This window comes from Rhodopseudomonas palustris (genome assembly GCF_003591005.1).
In the GTDB taxonomy this organism is placed as follows: Bacteria; Pseudomonadota; Alphaproteobacteria; order Rhizobiales; family Xanthobacteraceae; genus Rhodopseudomonas; species Rhodopseudomonas palustris_K.
Genome location: NZ_QYYD01000017.1, coordinates 72617 through 92672, shown reverse-complemented (window position 1 = coordinate 92672; position 20056 = coordinate 72617). Strand labels below are relative to the sequence as shown.

15 protein-coding genes are annotated in these 20056 nt (G+C 65.5%); 6 read left to right on the top strand and 9 right to left on the bottom strand.

All coding sequences use genetic code 11. The annotated features are described in order from the left end of the window. Positions 1-23 precede the first annotated feature (23 nt). The 5 genes from D4Q52_RS16995 to D4Q52_RS16975 all read right to left on the bottom strand — a co-directional run bounded on the left by D4Q52_RS16995 (position 24) and on the right by D4Q52_RS16975 (position 4759). Positions 24-1043, bottom strand: a complete 1020-nt coding sequence (locus D4Q52_RS16995; RefSeq protein ID WP_119857757.1) for a WD40 repeat domain-containing protein — start codon at positions 1041-1043, stop codon at positions 24-26. Next, complete coding sequence (locus D4Q52_RS16990; protein WP_119857756.1) at positions 1040-2080, bottom strand: CobW family GTP-binding protein; 1041 nt, start codon at positions 2078-2080, stop codon at positions 1040-1042. Before D4Q52_RS16990 ends, D4Q52_RS16995 begins: the two co-directional genes overlap by 4 nt. Positions 2081-2214: 134 nt before the next feature. Then, positions 2215-3120 carry a metal ABC transporter substrate-binding protein gene (locus tag D4Q52_RS16985; protein WP_119857755.1) on the bottom strand — a complete coding sequence of 302 codons (906 nt, stop codon included), beginning with the start codon at positions 3118-3120 and terminating at the stop codon, positions 2215-2217. A gap of 4 nt (positions 3121-3124) precedes the next feature. Then, positions 3125-3997 (bottom strand): metal ABC transporter permease, encoded by an 873-nt coding sequence (locus tag D4Q52_RS16980; RefSeq protein ID WP_119857754.1) that lies wholly within the window; start codon positions 3995-3997, stop codon positions 3125-3127. Positions 3998-4000: 3 nt separating this feature from the next. Further along, the gene (locus D4Q52_RS16975; protein ID WP_119857753.1) at positions 4001-4759 is read right to left on the bottom strand and encodes a metal ABC transporter ATP-binding protein; all 759 of its coding nucleotides are present in this window, start codon (positions 4757-4759) and stop codon (positions 4001-4003) included. Between the two features lie 592 nt (positions 4760-5351). Here D4Q52_RS16975 and D4Q52_RS16965 point away from each other — a divergent pair. The 5 genes from D4Q52_RS16965 (at position 5352) to D4Q52_RS16945 (ending at position 14918) form a co-directional block, all read left to right on the top strand. Continuing rightward, positions 5352-6059: an outer membrane protein gene (locus D4Q52_RS16965; RefSeq protein WP_119857751.1), complete on the top strand. Its 708-nt coding sequence runs from the start codon at positions 5352-5354 to the stop codon at positions 6057-6059. A 250-nt stretch (positions 6060-6309) separates the two neighbouring features. After that, entirely contained in the window at positions 6310-8448 is a 2139-nt protein-coding gene (locus D4Q52_RS16960) for a methyl-accepting chemotaxis protein (protein WP_119857750.1), read from the top strand. A gap of 152 nt (positions 8449-8600) precedes the next feature. Further along, complete coding sequence (locus tag D4Q52_RS16955) at positions 8601-9680, top strand: MBL fold metallo-hydrolase (RefSeq protein ID WP_119857749.1); 1080 nt, start codon at positions 8601-8603, stop codon at positions 9678-9680. A 218-nt stretch (positions 9681-9898) separates the two neighbouring features. Further along, a complete protein-coding gene (gene hemA, locus D4Q52_RS16950; RefSeq protein WP_119857748.1) occupies positions 9899-11128 on the top strand; it encodes a 5-aminolevulinate synthase in 1230 nt (409 codons plus the stop codon). A gap of 280 nt (positions 11129-11408) precedes the next feature. Then, positions 11409-14918, top strand: coding sequence for a PAS domain-containing hybrid sensor histidine kinase/response regulator (locus D4Q52_RS16945; protein ID WP_119857747.1), 3510 nt, complete (start codon positions 11409-11411; stop codon positions 14916-14918). 309 nt (positions 14919-15227) lie between these two features. Here the strand turns inward: D4Q52_RS16945 and D4Q52_RS16940 are convergent, their stop codons facing one another. Next, positions 15228-15902, bottom strand: a complete 675-nt coding sequence (locus D4Q52_RS16940; RefSeq protein WP_119857746.1) for a response regulator transcription factor — start codon at positions 15900-15902, stop codon at positions 15228-15230. A 352-nt stretch (positions 15903-16254) separates the two neighbouring features. Between D4Q52_RS16940 and D4Q52_RS16935 the strand changes: the two genes are divergently transcribed. After that, positions 16255-17919, top strand: a complete 1665-nt coding sequence (locus D4Q52_RS16935; RefSeq protein WP_119857745.1) for an MFS transporter — start codon at positions 16255-16257, stop codon at positions 17917-17919. Between the two features lie 308 nt (positions 17920-18227). Here the strand turns inward: D4Q52_RS16935 and D4Q52_RS16925 are convergent, their stop codons facing one another. Genes D4Q52_RS16925 through D4Q52_RS16915 form a run of 3 tightly spaced genes read right to left on the bottom strand, consistent with a single transcriptional unit; the run spans position 18228 to position 19975 of the window. After that, on the bottom strand, positions 18228-18701 hold the full coding sequence (locus D4Q52_RS16925; protein ID WP_119857743.1) for a secondary thiamine-phosphate synthase enzyme YjbQ: 474 nt from the start codon (positions 18699-18701) through the stop codon (positions 18228-18230). Between the two features lie 16 nt (positions 18702-18717). Further along, on the bottom strand, positions 18718-19308 hold the full coding sequence (locus tag D4Q52_RS16920) for a hypothetical protein (RefSeq protein ID WP_119857742.1): 591 nt from the start codon (positions 19306-19308) through the stop codon (positions 18718-18720). A gap of 43 nt (positions 19309-19351) precedes the next feature. Next, entirely contained in the window at positions 19352-19975 is a 624-nt protein-coding gene (locus D4Q52_RS16915) for a 2-hydroxychromene-2-carboxylate isomerase (protein WP_119857741.1), read from the bottom strand. Between the last annotated feature and the right edge of the window lie 81 nt (positions 19976-20056).

The following is a 20056-nucleotide window of genomic DNA, read 5'->3' as shown; positions in this document are numbered from 1 at the left end:
CGGCTGAACAAACCGGCTTTCTCTTACAGCGGAAGCATTCCCGCCGCACCCTCTTCGTCAGCGAACGCCAGCAGCGTGCCCTTGGCATTCCAGGCCAGCGCCGAAATCGGCGCCGGGCCGGTCGGACGCACCAAAATCTCGGCGCCGTCGGTGAGCCGCACCATCAGCACGGTGCCGTTGCTATAGCCGCAGGCCATGATGTCGTTCTTGGGATGGCACGCCACCATGCTGACGCGCGCCTGCAGCGGCGCCAGCATCGCCGGCTCCTTGCCCATCGGCCCGTCCTTGCTGGCGAACGGCCAGATGATCACCGCATCGGCGCCCGAGGTCGCGAGGCCTTTGCCGCCCGTCGTCCAGCCCATTGACCGGACGCGGCCGGGATAGCCGGTCATCCGCATGTGCCGCGAATCGGCCAGCCGCCAGCCATGCAGCGCCGGCTCGTGCATCGCGGTGACAAGGAATCGATTATCGGGCGAGAACATCACGCCGAGATGCGAGCCGGCCCATTCGAGAAATTCGGCATTGGCCGCCATGTTGGGAAACCATAGCGTCACGCCATTGTAATGCGCGATCGCCAGCCGCATTCCCTTCGGCGCAAACGCAAGCCCGCCGACCGTGGACGGCACCTCGAAGAATTTCTCCTCGGCCTTCGGCGCGCGGACGTAAGCAATCTTGCCGGCCGACCACGCCACCGCCCCGTCGGGATGCAGCGCGACGTTGTCGATCCAGCGCCGCTTGGCGTCGGTCGCGAGCACTTCGGTTTTGCCGGCGGCGTCGAGTTGCACCACCTTGCCGTCGTCGCCGCCGGTCACCAGACGCTTGCCGTCGGTCACCGCGCTCAGCACCGCGCCGCCATGCAGCGCGACCGTCGAGGTCTCGCCGGCCAGCGTCGCCAGCACGGCGTTCTCCTCAGCGCCGACGAACACCGCGGTGTCGCCGATGAAGTGCACCGCCGTCACGGCGCCGCCGGTCGCGACGGCAACGACGCGGTCGGTGACGGAGGCGATCGAGCCGGCCTCGCCCGGAGCCTCGAAGGCGCTCATGGCACGATGCACTTGGTGAAGCCGTCGCGGATCGCGTCTTCGGGCAGTTCGCGACCGATGAACACGACACGGCTCTGGCGCGCCTCGCCGTCCTTCCACGGCCGCTGGTGGTCGCCCTCCAGCATCATGTGCACGCCCTGGAACACGTAGCGATCATCGTCGCCGGCGAACGCCAGGATGCCCTTGGAGCGCAGGATCTTGCCGCCCTCGGTCTGCACCAGTTGCTGCAGCCACGGCATGAATTTCTGCGGGTCGAGCGGCTTGTCGCTCTTCAGCGACAGCGATTGCATGTCCTCGTCGTGATAATGCTTCAGGCCGTGGCCGTGATCATGGTGATGATGGCCGTCCCCGTGGTCGTGATCGTGATGGTGGTGATCGTCGGCCTCGAGGAATTCCGGCTCGATCTCGAGAATGCGGTCGAGATCGAACGCGCCGCGCTCCAGCACGTCCGCGAGCGCCACCTGGCAGCGCTCGGTCGGATGCAGCTTGGCGTAGGGATTGATCGCGCGGATCCGCGCTTCGACCTCGAGCAGTTCGGGCTTGCTGACGAGGTCGGTCTTGTTCAGCACGATGACGTCGGCGAAGGCGATCTGGTTCTTCGCCTCGGGCGCGTCCTTGAGGCGGTCGCTCAGCCATTTGGCGTCGGCGACGGTGACCACCGCGTCGAGCCGCGAGTTCGCCATCACGTCCTCGTCGACAAAGAAGGTCTGGGCGACCGGCGCCGGATCGGCGAGGCCGGTGGTCTCGACGATGATGGCGTCGAACTTGCCCTTGCGCTTCATCAGGCCGCCGAGGATGCGGACCAGGTCGCCGCGCACCGTGCAGCAGACGCAGCCATTGTTCATCTCGAACACTTCCTCGTCGGCGCCGATGATCAGGTCGTTGTCGATGCCGATCTCGCCGAACTCGTTGACGATCACCGCGTACTTCTTGCCGTGGTTTTCCGACAGGATGCGGTTGAGCAGCGTGGTCTTGCCGGCGCCGAGATAGCCGGTGAGCACGGTGACGGGGATCTTCGAGGTGGACGGCGTCGTCATCAGGCAGGTGCTCCGAACAAGCCCGCATCCGCGGAGCACGCGACGCGCGTCTCGGAGGCTGCGGGTGAAAGGTGGTTAATCCGTCGAAAGCCTGCCGGGCGGCGGACTCCTCGGGATGGGCGCGGCAGCGGCCGCTAGTGGCCCAGCGCGCTCGTCAGCGTCCTTATATTGTGCCGGACCATATCAATGTAAGTGGGGGCGTCGCCGTTTTCGGCCGTCAGGCTGTCGGAATACAGCGTGCCGCCGATCCTGGCGCCGGTCTCGGCGGCGATGCGCTGGATCAGCCGCGGGTCGCTGATGTTCTCCAGGAACACAGCCGGGATCTTGGCGGCACGGATCTGCTTGATAATCCGGGCGACGTCGCGGGCGCTGACCTCGGATTCGGTCGAGACGCCGAGCGGGGCGATGAAGCTGATGCCGTAGGCGTCGGCGAAATAGCCGAAGGCGTCGTGGGTCGAGATCACCTTGCGGGCGCCGGCCGGGATCTTCGCCACCTGCTCGCGCACCTCGCGATCGAGCGCGTCGAGCTTGGCCAGATACGCCGCCGCATTGGCCTTGTAGCTGGCCTCGCCGGCCGGATCGGCCGCGATCAGCGCGTCGCGAATGTTGGCGACATAGATCTTGGCGTTCGGCACCGATTGCCAGGCGTGCGGATCGGTGTGCTCGTCGCCGTGGTCATGCCCATGCGGTTCGCCGTCCTTGTCTGCATCGCGGGTCTTGATGCCCTTGGTGACGGTGACGATGGTGGCCTTGCCGCCCGACGACTGCACCAGCCGAGGCAGCCAGCCTTCGAGGCCGAGCCCGTTGACCACGACCAGCCTGGCGTCGGCGATCTGTTTGGCGTCGCGCGGCGACGGCGTGTAGACGTGGACGTCGCCGGTCGGCCCGACCAGGGTGGTCACCGCGACCCGCTCGCCGCCGACGCTGCGGACGAAATCTCCGAGGATCGAGAAGCTCGCAACCACGCCGATGCGCTCCTGCGCACGGGCGGGCACCAGCGCAGCCAGCAGCGACAGAGCGACGACGGCAATCCGGATCATGGCCTCACGCCTCGAGATGGCGGCCGGTGAACAGCTTGTGCACCACGCCGCCGTTCCGGCCGAACAGCAGCGAGGCGAGATAGAGCAGCGCCGCGATCAGGATGATCGCCGGCCCCGATGGCACGCGGGTGACGAACGACAGCACCAGCCCGGCGTAGCCGGACAGCATCGCGCTGCCGACCGCCACCATCATCATGCCGGTGATGTCGCGCGCCCAGAATTTGGCGATGCCGGCCGGCAGGATCATCAGACCCACCGCCAGCAGAGTCCCGAGCGCGTGGAAGCCGTTGACCAAATTGATCACCACCAGCGCCATGAAGGCGAGATGCGCCGGCGCACCGGCCCGGCTCACCGTGCGCAGAAACAACGGATCGACGCATTCGATCACCAGCGGCCGCCAGATCACCGCCAGCACCAGCAGCGTCAGCGTGGCGTTGAAGGCGATCACCAGCAAGGTGCGGTCGTCCATCGCCAGGATGTTGCCGAACAGCACGTGCAGCAGGTCGATATTGGTGCCCTTCATGGAAACAATGGTGACGCCGAGCGCCAGCGACACCAGATAGAAAGCCGCCAATGACGCGTCTTCTTTCAATTCGGTGACGCGCGACACCACGCCGGCGAGGATCGCCACCGCGAAGCCGGCGATCAGTCCACCGAACGTCATTGCGAACAGATTGAGGCCCGACAGCAGGAAGCCGATCGCGGCGCCGGGCAGAATCGCGTGTGCCATGGCGTCGCCGACCAGGCTCATCCGTCGCAGCATCAAAAACACGCCGATCGGCGCGCCGCCAAGCGACAGCGCGAGCACGCCGGCGAGCGCGCGGCGCATGAATTCGAATTCGGTGAACGGCGCGATCAGCGCCTCGTAGATCGGCATCGCCTAGGCCGCCCGTGACGGCGGCACGTCGGCCGTGCAGGCGGCGGCGCCGTCGTCGAACGCCTCGCACATCCGCCGCGCCTCGGCCTGATTGGCGGCGGTCAGCACCTCGGCGGTCGGGCCCCAGGCCACCGCCGTCCGGGCCAGCAGCAACGTCTCGGGGAAGCTCGCGCGGACCAAATCCATATCGTGCAACGCGGCGATGACGGTGCGGCCCTCGGCATGCCAGCGGCCGATCAGCGCCACCAGATCGTCGACGGTGCGGGCATCGACGGCATTGAACGGCTCGTCGAGCACGATCACGCGGGCATCCTGCAACAACACCCGGGCGAACAGCATGCGCTGGGTCTGGCCGCCCGACAGCGTGCCGATATTGCGATTCTCGAAGCCGGACAGGCCGACGGCGCCAAGCGCCTGCACGATCTTGCTCCGCGCCGCCTTGCCGAGCCCGCCGAATGGCCCGCTGCTGCGCCACAGCCCGGTGCCGACGAAGTCGAACACCGAAATCGGGAAGGTACGGTCGATATCGGCGGATTGCGGCAGATAGGCGATGTCGCGGACATCGAGGCCACCACGCTCGATCGAGCCGGACAGCGGCTTGAGAATGCCGACGATGCCTCTGAACAGCGTGGATTTGCCGGCGCCGTTAGGCCCGACAACCGCCAGAAGCGCTCCCGACGTGACAGCGCCGCTCAGGTGATGGACGGCGGGATGGCGGTCGTAACCCAATGTGACATTATTAAACTGGAGCTGCGCGGCCACAGGTCACCTCATTGCCAGCAGGACAATCGCCCAAAGAACCACACTGATGGCCCCTGCGGCGAGCAAGCGCGCGCCCAGTGTCATCCGCAGGATCGACCAGGGCGGCGGCTGCATCGGGTGCGGCGAATCGGCACCATGCACGTGGCCGTGGCCATGGATGTGGGCCGACGTGGCCGGAGCGGGACCGGAAAATAATTCTGTTTGGGACGCGTCCATTTGACCGCTCGAACCGGGAAACAGGACCAGTGTGTTACACTATAACAGCACGAATGGCTCGATGATCAACCGGTGGAGCGCAATATTGATGGCGAGTGCGGTATTGGATTAGCTATCGCCGCTCAACAGATCAGCAATCGGTTCACAGCCAAGTAAAAATGCACGTTTTCTGAGCAAGACGGCGGGAACTCAATTAAGGCCAATTTAAGGTTTCTTTTAGGTTCCATTAAGCAAGAAAAATTGTGCAAACTCATGCGTTTAGTTCCGACCTCAGTGTTGCCTCCCGGTGACAGCTTTTTACGCAGGACCGCGCTAATCCTTTGGCAGATGGTGACGACATCACGTTGCCTCTGATGAAGACTCCTGGAGAACCACAATGAAAAAGATCCTTCTCGGCACCGTCGCGCTCGTCGCCCTCGGCGCGGCTCCGGCCCTCGCCGCTGACCTCGCGGCTCGTCCCTACACCAAGGCTCCGGCCTACGCCCCCCCGATGCCGATCTACAACTGGACCGGCTTCTACATCGGTGGTCACATCGGCGGCGCCTTCTCGGGCGACAACAGCATCGGCACCGGCGTCACTGCCAGCAACGATGGCAAGTTCCTCGGCGGTGTGCAGGCCGGTTACGACTGGCAGTTCTCCCCGAACTGGGTGCTCGGTGTTGAAGGCCAGTACTCCTGGCTGAGCGGCACCAACTCGTCGGTGTCCTTCGGCGTTCCGGGCGCGGTCTACACCTACGCTGACAACCAGCGCGGTCTGGCTTCGGTCACCGGCCGTCTCGGTTACACCTGGGGTCCGGCGCTGCTCTACGTCAAGGGCGGTTGGGCCTATGCCGACTACAGCAGCAGCCTGACCTTCAACGGCGTGGGCGTTGCGGTTGACAGCCACACCGATGGCTACACCGTCGGCGGCGGTCTCGAGTACCTGTTCGCTCCGAACTGGTCGGGCAAGATCGAGTACCAGTACTACGACTTCGGCAACGTCACCCTCGCTCCGGGCTTCACCGCCAAGAACGACGAGCACGTTGTCAAGGCCGGCCTGAACTACCGCTTCAACTGGGGTGGCCCGGTCGTCGCGAAGTACTGAGCTCTGAGCTCCTGATCTCTCACGAGATCATTCCCTTCGGGGATGAAAGGGTCGGCCTCGCGCCGGCCCTTTTCATTTGTCTGGTGAAGATCAGACAATTTGCGCTGTGAACGGCGGCAAGCCTTAAGGCTTCAGCAAGTTTGCTCAAATCGGTACGCTCGAAATCGCACAAAAAAGTAACTCCCTACCCGGATAGTGCACTGGACTTGGTCACAACCAAGACAGTGTGAAAGCGTGTTTGGGGGCGGGAATGTTTGGACGACAAGGTAAGGGCGCGCGCCTGCGCGTTCGCATGCCGCAACTTGGGCTTCGCGGCAGTTTGTTCGCAGCCTTTGCGGTGATCGCCGGCACGGCGATTCTGATCAGCGCCGGCGCCGGCGTCAGCCTGCGAAGCTTGGGCGTCACCATGACCGAGCTGAGCAGCCGCGACATTCCCAAACTGACCGCCAGCCTGCAGCTTGCGACCGAAAGCGAGCGTCTCGCCAGCCTGGCGCCGATGTTGCTGGTGTCGGCCACTCCCGATCAGCTCAAAGAGCGGTCGGCGCAGATGAAACAGGCGCAAGGCATCGCCACCGAAAAGCTCGCCGAGCTCACCAGCTATGGCTCGAATCCAACCGTCGTCGCCGCCATGTCGGAGACGCTGCGCAACATCTCCGACACGATTCGCAGCCTCGGCGCCGCGGCGCAGGAACGGCTGGATCTCGCCCAGACCCATAACAAGGTCTACGACTCGCTGCGCCAGTCGCATAACGAGTTCATCGCGGTCGCCAACCCGGCGATGCTGAATGCGCAAACCCAGATGAATGCGGTGCTGGCATCGACCAATCTGTCGCAGGACGACGCCACCGAAGCCGGCCGCCGAATCGATCAGCTCGGCAACGTCATCGCGCTCAGCAACCTCGCTGCCTCCAATCTGATGGCAGCGCTGTCGGCGCGCGATGCCGATGCGCTGGAGTCGGTGGAGACCTCGTTCAAGCAGGCCAGCCAGCAGGTCAATGCCAATATCGAAGCGTTGCCGGCCGGTGAGACCTCCGCCGCCATCAAGGCGGCGGCGCAGAAGCTGCTGGCGCTCGGCGACGGCAAAGCCAGCATCTTCAAGATGCGGCAGAAGGAGATCGACGCCAGCGACTACAGCGACCTGATCCTCGATGAGACCCGCAAGCTCAATGCCGGCCTCGGCATCAGCGTCAAGCAGCTGGTCGACAGCGTCCGCAACGACACCAGCGCCGCGGCGGCCGAAGCCCAGCAGCAGATCGCGCTGGCGACCCGGATCATGATCGGCCTCGGCGCCTTGACACTGATCGGCTCGGCGCTGTTCGTCTGGCTGTATGTCGGCCGCAGCATCCTGCGCCGGATCGGAGGGCTGCAGCGTTCGATGCAGTCGCTGTCCGCCGGCAATCTCGACGCCGAGATCGACCGCGGCAGCCGCCGCGATGAAATCGCCGTGATGGCCGAATCGCTGGAAGTGTTCCGCGACAACATGATCAAGGCGCGGGCGCTGAGCGACGAACAGGACAAGGACCGCGCCGCCAAGGCCGAACGCACCGCCCGAATCGAAGCGCGTATCGCCGACTTCGAGGCGACGGTGCGGACCGCCATGGCCAAGCTGCAGGCCTCGACCGACGCCATGCAGGAAACCGCGCAAAGCATGGCGACGACCGCGGAACGCTCCAGCGCGATGATCACCGCGGTGGCCTCCGCTGCCGAGCAGACCTCGGTCAACGTTCAGACCGTCGCGTCCGGCACCGATCAGCTGTCGTCCTCGATCAACGAGATCAGCCGGCAGGTGACGGCCTCGGCCGAGATCGCCAACCGCGCCGTGCAGGAAGCCGGCGCGACCGACGCCACGATGCAGGGTCTGGCCGACAACGCCGAGCGGATCAGCGCGGTGATCGACCTGATCCAGAGCATCGCATCGCAGACCAATCTGCTGGCGCTGAACGCCACCATCGAGGCCGCCCGCGCCGGCGACGCCGGCCGCGGCTTCGCCGTCGTGGCAGCCGAGGTCAAGGATCTGGCCAGCCAGACCGCCAAGGCAACGGAGGAGATCCGCTCGCAAATCGCCTCGATGCAGGGGGTCACGAGCTCTGCAGTCGGGGCGATCCGAAGCATCGGCCAGACCATCACATCGATCAACGAGGTGACCACCGCCATCACCGCGGCGGTCGAGGAACAGGGCGCCGCAACCCGGGAGATCGCCCGCAACATTCAGCAGGCGGCCGGAGGAACGACCGAGGTTTCGGGCAATATCGTGGGCGTCAGCGCCGCGTCGAGCCAGGCCGGTTCGGCCGCCTCCCAGGTGCTGGCGGCGTCGGGGGTGCTCCGCGACGAGGCCGTGATGCTGCGCGGCGAGATCGACAGCTTCCTGGTCAGCATCCGCGCCGCCTGATCCTGCCGCGGACGGTGACAATGAGCCGGCGACCGCGAGGTCGCCGGCCTTTTTCATGTGGCGGTGCGCGGCTGGCGCGGGCCGCTCCGGCGGTTTTTCGGCTGGTGCAGCCGGGCTTGTCCGGTTAAGCCGGATGTGGGAGCCTGCGCCAAATGCATAAGAAAACCGACGCCCTAGACCATTCGCACCACGAACTGCGCTTTCCGCTCGAAAGCCATCCCGGCCCCGACCAGACCGTCGAGATCGCCCCTGGCGTATTGTGGCTGCGGCTCAAGCTGCCGTTCCGGCTCAACCATGTGAACATCTATCTGCTGGCCGACGGCGGTGGATGGGCGATGGTCGACACCGGCTTCGGCAACGATGCCACCATCGAGGCCTGGGAAACACTGTTCGCCGGCGCGCTGAAAGGCTTCGCTATCAGCCGCGTGATCGTCACCCACGCGCATCCCGACCATGTCGGCATGGCCGGATGGATCGTGCAGCGCTTCCGCTGCCCGTTCTATATGTCGCAAATCGAATATCTGCAGGGCGTCTATCACCAGAACCGCCGCACCGACGAGCGCGTGGTCAATTCGCGCGAGTTCTTTCAGCGCCACGGCATGGACGAGGCGATCACCGCACAGCTGCTCGGCCGTGGCCAGGACTATCTGAAGAAGACTGTGCCGTTGCCGGCCGCCTACCGCCGCCTCAGCGCCGGCGATGATATTCAGATCGGATCACGGACGTTTCGCATCTTCACCGGCGCCGGTCACTCGCCCGACCAGGTGATGCTGTATTGCGCCGCCGACAAGCTGTTCCTGTCCGCCGATCAGGTGCTGAGCAAGATCTCGCCGAATGTCAGCGTCTGGGCGCACGAGCCCGACGAGAACGCGCTCGGCTCCTATTTAAAGTCGCTGGCGGCGCTGGCGGCCGCATTGCCGGACGACGTTTTGGTACTTCCCGGGCACGGGCTGCCGTTCTACGGCGTCAACATCCGCATGAAGCAGCTCGCCGATCATCACCAGGAACGTTGCGACATGATCGCGGACGCTTGTCGCGAAGCGCCGAAAACGTCCGCCGAACTGGTCCCCGTGGTGTTTCATAAACACGTGCTCGACGCCCATCAGACCGGGTTTGCCGCCGGCGAGCTGATTGCGCACGTCAACTACATGCTGGCGGAGGGCCGTCTCAGCCTGGTGCACCAGGGCGACGGCGTGCTGCGCTTCAGGGCCAGCCGACGTTTGTCCGAGTGATCCCGGACAAACCAGAGCCTGGCTGCATATCATTGATCCGTATCAAGCTTTGACCTGCGCAAAGCGCAGTATAGGTCGCTGCGGGCGCAGACAAATCGTCCAATTGCGCCTCGACATCCTTGGTGGAAGGGTTCTAATTAGATAGCCGTCTATGGGCTCCTAAGCGGCTCCAAGCCTTCGTTGCTCGACCCTCGTCCGTTCTCAATCAGGTCTTCGCGATGCAGTACAATCAGTTCTTTCAGGACGCTCTCACCCGCCTGCATGACGAGCGTCGCTACCGTGTGTTCGCCGATCTCGAACGGATTGCTGGCCGGTTCCCGCACGCGCTTTGGCACTCCGCATCCGGTCCTCGCGATGTCGTGATCTGGTGTTCGAACGACTACCTTGGCATGGGTCAGCACCCCAAGGTGATCGGCGCGATGGTCGAGACCACCACGCGGATCGGCACCGGCGCCGGCGGCACCCGCAATATCGCCGGCACGCATCATCCGTTGGTGCAGCTCGAGCAGGAAATTGCTTCGCTGCACGGCAAGGAAGCCGCCCTGCTGTTCACCTCGGGCTACGTCAGCAATCAGACCGGCCTCTCCACGCTCGGCAAGCTGATCCCGAACTGCCTGATCCTGTCCGACGCGCTCAACCACAATTCGATGATCGAAGGCATCCGCCAGTCGGGCTGCGAACGCGTGGTGTGGCGCCACAACGACACGGCGCATCTCGAAGAACTGCTGATCGCCGCCGGCCCGGACCGGCCGAAGCTGATCGCGTTCGAGAGCCTGTACTCGATGGACGGTGACACCGCGCCGCTGGCGAAGATCTGCGATCTCGCCGAGAAGTACAACGCCATGACGTATTGCGACGAAGTCCATGCCGTCGGCATGTATGGCGCGCACGGCGCCGGCGTCGCCGAGCGCGACGGCGTGATGGCGCGGATCGACATCATCGAGGCGACTTTGGCCAAGGCGTTCGGCTGCCTTGGCGGTTACATCACCGGCCGCGCCGAGGTGATCGACGCGGTGCGCTCCTACGCGCCCGGCTTCATCTTCACCACCGCGCTGCCGCCGCCGATCTGCGCCGCCGCGACCGCCGCCATCAAGCATCTGCGCGCCTCGACCTGGGAGCGCGAACGCCATCAGGACCGCGCCGCGCGCGTCAAGGCGGTGCTCAACAATGCCGGCATTCCGGTGATGCCGACCGACACCCACATCGTGCCGGTGTTCGTCGGCGACGCCGAGAAGTGCAAGAAGGCCTCCGACCTGCTGCTCGAGCAGCACGGCATCTACATCCAGCCGATCAACTACCCGACCGTCGCGCGCGGCCTGGAGCGGCTGCGGATCACGCCGTCGCCGTATCACGACGACAAGCTGATCGACGCGCTGGCCGAAGCGCTGGTGCAGGTCTGGGGTGAACTCGGCCTTCCGCTCGGCGCCAAGGCCATCGCGGCGGAGTAAACCGCCGCACTCTGCGCGGCCTGAATTCAGCGGGGCGCTCGCGACGGGATGAACCTGCCGCAGGCGCCCTTTCTGCATGGGTCGCTTGTCTCGAATAGCACTGGCTCATGCGATGGAAGTTGCGCCCCTCCCCGTCATGCCCGGGCTCATACGGTGTCCCGCAGGTTCTGTTTCATTCGCGCTCCAAGCTCTATTAGACTGCTAACCGCTCCTGGCAGATCAGCATCCGATCAGCGAGGAGCGGCCGACTAATCGCCCGACGCAAGGGAGCACCACCACGATGCTGCACGATTGGGGCGTGATCGCAGCGGCGCTCGCCTATATCGGCTTTCTGTTCTACATCGCCAGCATCGGCGACCGGCTGTCGCAGCAGCAACGCGAACGCGCCGGCGGGCTGATCTATCCGCTCTCGCTGGCGATTTACTGCACCTCCTGGACATTCTTCGGCTCGGTCGGCTTCGCCAGCCGTACCAGTGCCGACTTCCTCGCCATTTATGTCGGCCCGATCCTGCTGATCGCGGTGGGGACGCCGTTGCTGCGTCGCGTCATTCGATTGGCGAAGTCGCAGAACATCACCTCGATCGCCGACTTCATCGCGGCGCGCTACGGCAAGAGCCAGAAGGTCGCCGCCACCGTGGCGCTGATCGCGATCGTCGGCTCGGTGCCGTACATCGCGTTGCAACTCAAGGCGGTGGCGTCGTCACTGCAGACCATCCTGGGTGACGACCACAACATCGCCGATATCCCGATCGTCGGCGATATCGCGCTGATCGTGGCGCTGGCGATGGCGCTGTTCGCAGTGCTGTTCGGCACGCGGCGCGCCAGTGCCACCGAGCACCAGCACGGCCTGATGCTGGCGATCGCCACCGAGTCGATCGTCAAGCTGGTGGCGTTCCTGGCCGCCGGCATCTTCGTCACCTTCTGGATGTTCAGCCCGACCGAGCTGATCGAACGCGCGATGCAGATGCCGGAGGCAATGCGCGCGCTGGAATCGACGCCGTCGCCCGCCACCTTCGTCACCATGACGGTGCTGTCATTCTGCGCCTTCCTGATGCTGCCGCGGCAGTTCTATGTCGGCGTGGTCGAGAACACCAACGACGCCGAGGTCAGCCGCGCCCGCTGGCTGTTTCCGCTGTATCTAGTGCTGATCAACCTGTTCGTGATTCCGATCGCGCTCGCCGGCCTGGTGCGGTTTCCGTTCGGCGCGGTCGACAGCGACATGTTCGTGCTCGCGCTGCCGATCGATGCTAACGCCCCGCTGCTGAGCCTCGCGGTGTTCATCGGCGGCCTCTCCGCCGCGACCGCGATGGTGATCGTCGAGTGCGTCGCGCTGGCCGTGATGGTGTCGAACGATCTGGTGATGCCGCTGGTGCTGAAGCGCCACGGCGCGCCGCGCAACGATCAGCGCAGTTTCGGCGGCTTCCTGCTGCTGGTGCGGCGGGTCGCGATCTTCGCCATCCTGATCCTCGCCTATTTCTACTACCGGGCGCTCGGCAACACCCAGCTCGCCGCCATCGGGCTGTTGTCGTTCGCGGCGATCGCGCAGTTCGCGCCGGCGTTCTTCGGCGGCCTGGTGTGGCGGCGCGCCACCGCGCGTGGCGCGATCGGCGGCATGCTGATCGGCTTCGCGGTGTGGGCCTACACGCTGTTCATCCCGAGTTTCATGGAAAGCAGCACCGCCGGGCTGCTGCTGTTGCAGCACGGGCCGTGGGGCTTTGACACGCTGCGCCCGCAGGCGCTGTTCGGCACCGACCTGCCGCCGCTGGTGCACGGCGTGGTCTGGAGCCTGTCGCTCAATCTGCTCGCCTATGTGGCGCTGTCGCTGCTGAGCCAGCCGTCGTCGATCGACCGGCTGCAGGCCGAAGTATTCGTGCCCGACACGCTGACGCCAATGACGCCGGCATTTCGGCGCTGGCGCACCACGGTGACGGTGCAGGACATCGTCGGGGCGGTCGGCCAATATCTCGGCCCCGAACGCGCCCGGGAGTCGTTCCGGTCGTTCGCGATCGGCCGCGGCCTGACGCTCGATCCGAATGCGCCGGCGGACTTTGAACTCCTCAAACACGCCGAGCATCTGATCGCCTCGTCAATCGGCGCGGCGTCGTCGCGGCTGGTGCTGTCGCTGCTGCTGCGCAAGCGCACCGTGTCGGCCGAGGCGGCGCTGAAGCTGCTCGACGATTCGCATGCGGCGCTGCATTTCAACCGCGAGATCCTGCAGACCGCGCTCAACCACGTCCGCCAGGGCATCGCGGTGTTCAATCCGGGTCTGCAGCTGATCTGCTCCAACCGGCAGTTCGGCGAACTGCTCGGGCTGCCGCCGCACATCGTGCAGATCGGCGTGCCGCTGATCGAGATCCTCGAATTCCTGTCGAGCACCAGCAGCAATCCGGCCGACGCCGAAGCGCAGACCCAGATGCGGCTCGCCTCCTACACGACGGAGGGCGAGCCGTTCCTGGAGCGGCTGCACGACCGGCATCTGGTGATCGAAGTCCGCGCCAACCGTATGCCCGACGGCGGGCTGGTGATCACCTTCTCGGATGTGACGCCGAGCTTCGAGGCGGCCGAGGCGCTGGAGCGCGCCAACGCCACGCTGGAGCGCCGCGTCCGGGAACGCACCGAGGAGCTGACCCGGCTGAACTCGCAGCTGGCGCTGGCCAAGAGCACCGCCGAGGAAGCCAATATCTCCAAGACGCGTTTCCTCGCCGCCGCCAGCCACGACATCCTGCAGCCGCTCAACGCTGCGCGGCTCTACGCCACCAGCCTGGTCGAGCGCCAGAACGGCGGCGAGGATTCACGGCTGGTGGAGAACATCGACGAATCGCTGGAAGCGATCGAGGAGATCATCGGCGCGCTGCTCGACATCTCGCGGCTGGACGCGGGGGCAATGACGCCGTCGCTGTCCAACTTCGTGATCGGCGACCTGATGCGCTCGCTGGAGATCGAGTTCACCCCGGCGGCGCGCGCCAAGGGCCTGAAGCTGACCTTCGTGCCGTGCTCGCTGCCGGTGCAGTCGGACCGGCTGATGCTGCGCCGTCTGATGCAGAACCTGATTTCGAACGCGATCAAATACACCCCGCAGGGCCGCGTGCTGGTCGGCTGCCGGCGGCAGGGCCAGTCGCTGCGGATCGGCATCTACGACACCGGCGTCGGCGTGCCGATCCTCAAGCGCGGCGAGATCTTCAAGGAATTTCACCGGCTCGAACAGGGCGCCCGAATCGCCCGCGGCCTAGGCCTCGGCCTGTCGATCGTCGAGCGGCTGGCGCGGGTGCTCAACCACGGCATCGCGCTCGACGGCAATCGCGGCGGCGGCTCGTGCTTCTCGGTGACGGTGCCGGTCGCGGCGGTCGTCAACCACACCACAGCCGTGACCAGCGCGACGCCGCTGGCGCGGTCGTCGATGAGTGGCAGCCTGGTGGTGTGCATCGAGAACGATCCGGCGATTCTTGACGGCATGAAGACGCTGCTCACCACATGGGACGCCAGCGTCATCGCGGTCGCCGATCCGGAGGCGGCGATCCGCGCGATCGAAGCCGCGGGCCGCCGCGTCACCGGCCTCTTGGTCGACTACCACCTCGACCGCGGCAACGGCATCGCGGCCATCCGCGACATCCGCGCCCGGTTCGGCGCCCAGATGCCGGCGATCCTGATCACCGCCGACCGCAGCCCCGGCGTCCGCGCCGCCGCCCGCCAGGAAGAGATCGCCGTGCTGAACAAGCCGGTCAAGGCCGCATCGCTGCGCGCGCTCTTGAGCCAATGGCACGCGCAGCAATCGGTGGTGGCGGCGGAGTAGTTCTGCATCGAGGAGTGCTGCATCCCCTCCCCGTCATTGCGAGCCGAAGGCGACGAAGCAATCCAGCTCCGTGCACCGCGCTGGACAGCTTCGCTTCGCTCGCAATGACGGCCGCGTCATGCCCGGCACTCGGGTCCGGCTTCGCCGGCCCGAGCACAGGCTCTTGTGCCGGGCATCCACGCCTGGCTGACGGAGACACGAGAAAGGCGTGGATGGCCGGGACGAGCCCGGCCATGACGCGTGAGAGGCAAAAGTGTAGCTTGATAGGCCGGGACCGATGAGGCGCCCAAGCCTTCCGTCAGCGCGCCTTCACGCCACCGGTTCGTCCTGGCGCCATTGGCTGCCGGAGATCTTGGCGGCGGCGATCACCGCCTGGGTGCGGCTTTCGACGCCGAGTTTCTGCAGGATCGCCGAGACGTGCGCCTTGATGGTGGCTTCGGAGACGCCGAGCTCGTAGGCGATCTGCTTGTTGAGCAACCCCTCGGACAGCATCATCAGCACCCGCACCTGCTGCGGCGTCAGCGTCACCAGGCGGTCGCGCAGCTTGCTGGTCTCGGGGTCGGCGGCGGCCGACAGGTCGACATCCGGCGGAACCCAGACGTCGCCGTCGAGCACCCGCAGGATCGCGTCACCGAGCTTTTCCACGCCAAATCGCTTCGGCACGAAGCCGGAGGCGCCGAAATCCAGCGAGCGGCGGATCGTCTCGACGTCGTCACTGGCCGACACCACCACCACCGGGATCGCCGGGTACTGGGCCCGCAGATAAATCAGCCCCGAGAACCCGCTGATGCCCGGCATCTTCAGGTCGAGCAGGACGAGGTCGACGTCGCCGTCGCGCTCGAGCAGCGCGGTGAGGTCCTCGAACGAACCGACTTCGCCGATTTTCGCGCCGGGCACCACACTGGAAACGGCGAGCCGCAGGGCGTCGCGGAACAGCGGATGGTCGTCGGCGATGATCAAATGCGTGCTGGCGGGCGTGCTCATGATGTCCCTTGTGCGCAAGCGATAATCAACAGTTTCGCATTTCAGGCCCGCGCGCGCGCAGGTCAGAGGAAGTGTCGCCCCAAAGGTCGACGGCTGGCAAGTCGTGTCCGGCAAGTCCGTGTTCGGCAAATCGTGTTCGGCAAATCGTGTTCGGCTGCCTTCGCGTACCATCATGCCCTCACTTGCGATCCAAAACATTGAGCAAGCGCAAGAACGGAGACGGAACACAGGCCGAAAGTCGTAATGCCTGACAAACTCGACGATGTTACCTTGCATCTAACGTACTGTGTCTGCTGCCGCGGCACAGCAAAAACAACAACAGTTTCCATTGGTCAGAGGGAGGTATTTGCTAATGTCGACTTATGCCGCGACGCAGTCGCGTTCGGGCGGAATGACAAAGGACGAGCGTTTCGTCATTGTCGCATCGTCGCTCGGTACTGTTTTCGAGTGGTACGATTTTTATCTTTACGGGTCGCTTGCCGCGATCATCGGCGCGCAGTTCTTCAGCGCCTACCCGCCCGCCACCCGGGACATCTTCGCGCTGCTGGCTTTCGCCGCCGGGTTCCTGGTGCGTCCGTTTGGCGCCATCGTGTTCGGCCGGGTCGGCGACATTGTCGGCCGCAAATACACCTTCCTGGTCACCATTTTGATCATGGGCCTGTCGACCTTCATCGTCGGCCTGCTGCCCAACGCGGCGACGATCGGCATCGCGGCCCCGATCATCCTGATCTGCCTCCGCCTGCTGCAGGGCCTGGCGCTCGGCGGTGAATATGGCGGCGCAGCCACCTACGTGGCGGAGCACGCGCCCCCCGGCAAACGCGGCTATTACACATCTTTCATTCAGACCACGGCGACGCTCGGCCTGTTCCTGTCGCTGATCGTCATCCTGGCGACGCGTACCGTGCTCGGCGAGGAAAACTTCGCCGCCTGGGGCTGGCGCATCCCGTTCCTGGTGTCGGTGGTTCTGCTCGGCGTCTCGGTCTGGATCCGGCTGCGGCTCAACGAATCGCCGGTGTTCCAGAAGATGAAGGAAGAGGGCAAGAGTTCGAAAGCGCCGCTGACCGAGGCCTTCGCCAACTGGGGCAACGCCAAGATCGTGCTGATCGCTCTGCTCGGCGGCGTCATGGGTCAGGGCGTGGTCTGGTACACCGGCCAGTTCTACGCGCTGTTCTTCCTGCAATCGATCCTGAAGGTCGACGGCTACACGTCGAACCTCCTGATCGCCTGGTCGCTGCTGCTCGGCACCGTGTTCTTCATCTTCTTCGGCTGGCTGTCGGACAAGATCGGCCGCAAGCCGATCATCCTGGCCGGCTGCGCGATCGCGGCGCTGTCGTTCTTCCCGATCTTCAAGGGCATCACCTCCAACGCCAACCCGGCGCTGGAAAAGGCGATCGAGACCGTCAAGGTCGAGGTCGTGGCCGACCCGGCGCAGTGCGGCGACCTGTTCAACCCCGTCGGCACCCGCGTCTTCACCAAGCCCTGCGACACCGCGCGTGCCTTCCTATCGCAGTCGTCGGTCAAGTACTCGACCGCGAAGGCCCCGGCGGGCTCGCCCGTCAAGGTGGTGGTGAACGGCACCGAGGTGCCCTACACCGACGCCAAGACCTCGAACCCGGCAGTGCTGGCGGCGATCCAGGCGGCCGGCTATCCGAAGGCCGGCAACCCGGACATCATCAAGATGTCGAACCCGTTTGACATCTTCAAAGCCCGCACCGCGGCGGTGATCGGACTGCTGTTCATCCTGGTGCTGTTCGTCACGATGGTCTACGGGCCGATCGCCGCGATGCTGGTCGAACTGTTCCCGACCCGCATCCGCTACACCTCGATGTCGCTGCCCTATCACATTGGCAACGGCTGGTTCGGCGGCCTGCTGCCGGCGACCGCCTTCGCGATCGTGGCCTCGACCGGCGATATCTACGCCGGCCTGTGGTACCCGATCATCTTCGCCTCGATCACCGTGGTCATCGGCCTGATCTTCCTGCCCGAGACCAAGGACGTCGACATCAGCAAGACCTGATCTGGCGCGGTCCGGCCGATGCGCGCCGGACCGTCGACCAACACGCAAACGGCCGCGGAGCAATCCGCGGCCGTTTTGTTTGCAGCCGGCATCGTGCCTGGGGCGCCCTCACCCCAGCCCTCACCCGCAAGCGGGAGAGGGAGCGCGCTGCGGCTGTTTCAGTCTGCGCCGAAATCTGCCCCAGCGTCATTGCGAGCGCAGCGAAGCAATCCAGGAGCGCAGTGCACGGAGCTGGATTGCTTCGCGGAGCCTGTCACGCGGAACGCCGACCCGTTGGCTCGCAATGACGAAGTAACTGAGGGACGGCTCTATCCCGTCGTCCCCAGAAACTGCAGCACCACTTCACGTCGGTGCGGGCGGCGGCGGTGTTCGATCAGGTAGATGCCTTGCCAGGTGCCGAGCGCGAGGCGGCCCTGCAGCACCGGGATCTGCAGCGAGGTCGCGGTCAGCATCGACTTGACGTGCGCCGGCATGTCGTCCGGGCCTTCGGTGTCGTGCGCCCAACCGGCGTTCTCGGGTGCGAGGCGGTTCAGGACCGTGGTGAGATCGACCAGCACGGTTGGATCGGCATTCTCCTGGATCGTCAGCGACGCCGAAGTGTGGCGCACGAACACCGTCAGCGCGCCCTCACGGCCACCGGCCTCGGCCACGAATTTCGCGACATCACTGCTGATATCGACAAAGCCGGCGCCGCTGGTCTGCACCGTCAGCAGCGACGATGCGACATGTGTCACCGGGGCCGACGTCACCGGCGCGCGCGCCGCGGTGCGGGGTGCATTCATTCCAACCTCTTGGCGCTCAGGTCTTGCCGTCGCCCGTGGTCTCGCGCTGGATACGCTGCGCCATCTCGATCAGCCGCCGCCACGCCCGTTCGAGGAAGCCGACCACGCGGTCGACGTCCTGATCGCTCGGCAGGGGGATTTCGAGTTTGCGCTGGCCGTCCTTGGTGGTGACCTCGGGCGCCGGGATCTTGTCGGTCTTCGGCATCGCCTCGTCGATCTTGCCGGAAACGGTCGGGCCACGCTGCGCCAGCTTGGTCTTCAGGCTGTCGTTTTCGACCCGCAGCGCCTGCGCTTCCCTGGTGAGCCGGTCGACATCGCCCTGCAGCCGGCCGATCTCGGCGTCGAATGCGGCGCGGTCGTCGGCGACCGCCTCGCAGGCCCAGCCATTGCCCTTGTCCTTGCAGGTCGAAACCTTGCCGGTACGGGTGTCGAGCCGGGTCACGCCGTCGGCGGTCGGGGTGAAGGTGTAGCGGCCGTTCTCGTTGTCGGGCAAAGGCTGCGCCATCGCGCCGCCACCACTCAGCGTCAGCACGACCGACACGGCTGCGATCTGCAGCCGGCGCCGCGCCAGGGCGGCAGCGAACGGTTCAATACGGGCGATGATCATCGGAAGCTCCGCTGGCAGATCGAGATTCGCCCGATATGGGGGCTCAGGCCGGCGGACGGTACGGCCCGCGGCCGGATTTTAACGCATCGGCCAACAGTTCGATCCGGTCCTGGCCCCAGAACACCTCGCCATCCAGCACATAAGACGGCGAGCCGAACACGTCGGCCGCGATGGCATCCTGGCGGTTCTGCTCGTAAGCGGCGCGGATCTGATCCGACGCGGCATGCGCCACCAGCTTGTCGCCCGGCAGGCCGGCGGCGTTCGCGAGCTCGATCAGCACCGCCGGGTCGGCGAGGTCGCGCTCGCTCTGCCAAACCGCCGGAAACGCTCGCTGTACATAGGGCTCGGGATCGAGCCCGGCCGCGAGCGCCGCCAGCACCACGCCGTCGGCGAGCCGCGCGTCGAAGGGCCAATGTTTCGGCCATAATTTGAAGTCGACGCCGCGCTTGTCGCGCCAGCGCTGCAACTCGACCAGCCGATAACGCTGCCGCGCCGGGTGCCGCTTGGCGAGCGGCAGGCCGCCGGTCTCGGCGAACAGCCCGGTCAGCAGCACCGGCTTGTACGTCACGGCGACCTCATAGGTCTCGACCAGCTGCCGGAACGGCGCGTGGCCAAGATAGGCCCAGGGCGATTGAAACGAAAAGTAGTAGTCGATCTGACGCGGCATGCGCACTCCGGCTGCAGGCGGCCGGAAGGAATTGTGAAGCGGTCGCCGTGATCGCCGCATCGGATCAGAGCCGATCCTGCC

Excerpts from the sequence above, each read along its gene's own strand:
- D4Q52_RS16995 (WP_119857757.1), bottom strand. The coding sequence starts at position 1,043 with ATGAGCGCCTTCGAGGCTCCGGGCGAGGCCGGCTCGATCGCCTCCGTC.
- D4Q52_RS16990 (WP_119857756.1), bottom strand. The coding sequence starts at position 2,080 with ATGACGACGCCGTCCACCTCGAAGATCCCCGTCACCGTGCTCACCGGC.
- D4Q52_RS16985 (WP_119857755.1), bottom strand. The coding sequence starts at position 3,120 with ATGATCCGGATTGCCGTCGTCGCTCTGTCGCTGCTGGCTGCGCTGGTG.
- D4Q52_RS16980 (WP_119857754.1), bottom strand. The coding sequence starts at position 3,997 with ATGCCGATCTACGAGGCGCTGATCGCGCCGTTCACCGAATTCGAATTC.
- D4Q52_RS16965 (WP_119857751.1), top strand. The coding sequence starts at position 5,352 with ATGAAAAAGATCCTTCTCGGCACCGTCGCGCTCGTCGCCCTCGGCGCG.
- D4Q52_RS16960 (WP_119857750.1), top strand. The coding sequence starts at position 6,310 with ATGTTTGGACGACAAGGTAAGGGCGCGCGCCTGCGCGTTCGCATGCCG.
- D4Q52_RS16955 (WP_119857749.1), top strand. The coding sequence starts at position 8,601 with ATGCATAAGAAAACCGACGCCCTAGACCATTCGCACCACGAACTGCGC.
- hemA (WP_119857748.1), top strand. The coding sequence starts at position 9,899 with ATGCAGTACAATCAGTTCTTTCAGGACGCTCTCACCCGCCTGCATGAC.
- D4Q52_RS16945 (WP_119857747.1), top strand. The coding sequence starts at position 11,409 with ATGCTGCACGATTGGGGCGTGATCGCAGCGGCGCTCGCCTATATCGGC.
- D4Q52_RS16940 (WP_119857746.1), bottom strand. The coding sequence starts at position 15,902 with ATGAGCACGCCCGCCAGCACGCATTTGATCATCGCCGACGACCATCCG.
- D4Q52_RS16935 (WP_119857745.1), top strand. The coding sequence starts at position 16,255 with ATGTCGACTTATGCCGCGACGCAGTCGCGTTCGGGCGGAATGACAAAG.
- D4Q52_RS16925 (WP_119857743.1), bottom strand. The coding sequence starts at position 18,701 with ATGAATGCACCCCGCACCGCGGCGCGCGCGCCGGTGACGTCGGCCCCG.
- D4Q52_RS16920 (WP_119857742.1), bottom strand. The coding sequence starts at position 19,308 with ATGATCATCGCCCGTATTGAACCGTTCGCTGCCGCCCTGGCGCGGCGC.
- D4Q52_RS16915 (WP_119857741.1), bottom strand. The coding sequence starts at position 19,975 with ATGCCGCGTCAGATCGACTACTACTTTTCGTTTCAATCGCCCTGGGCC.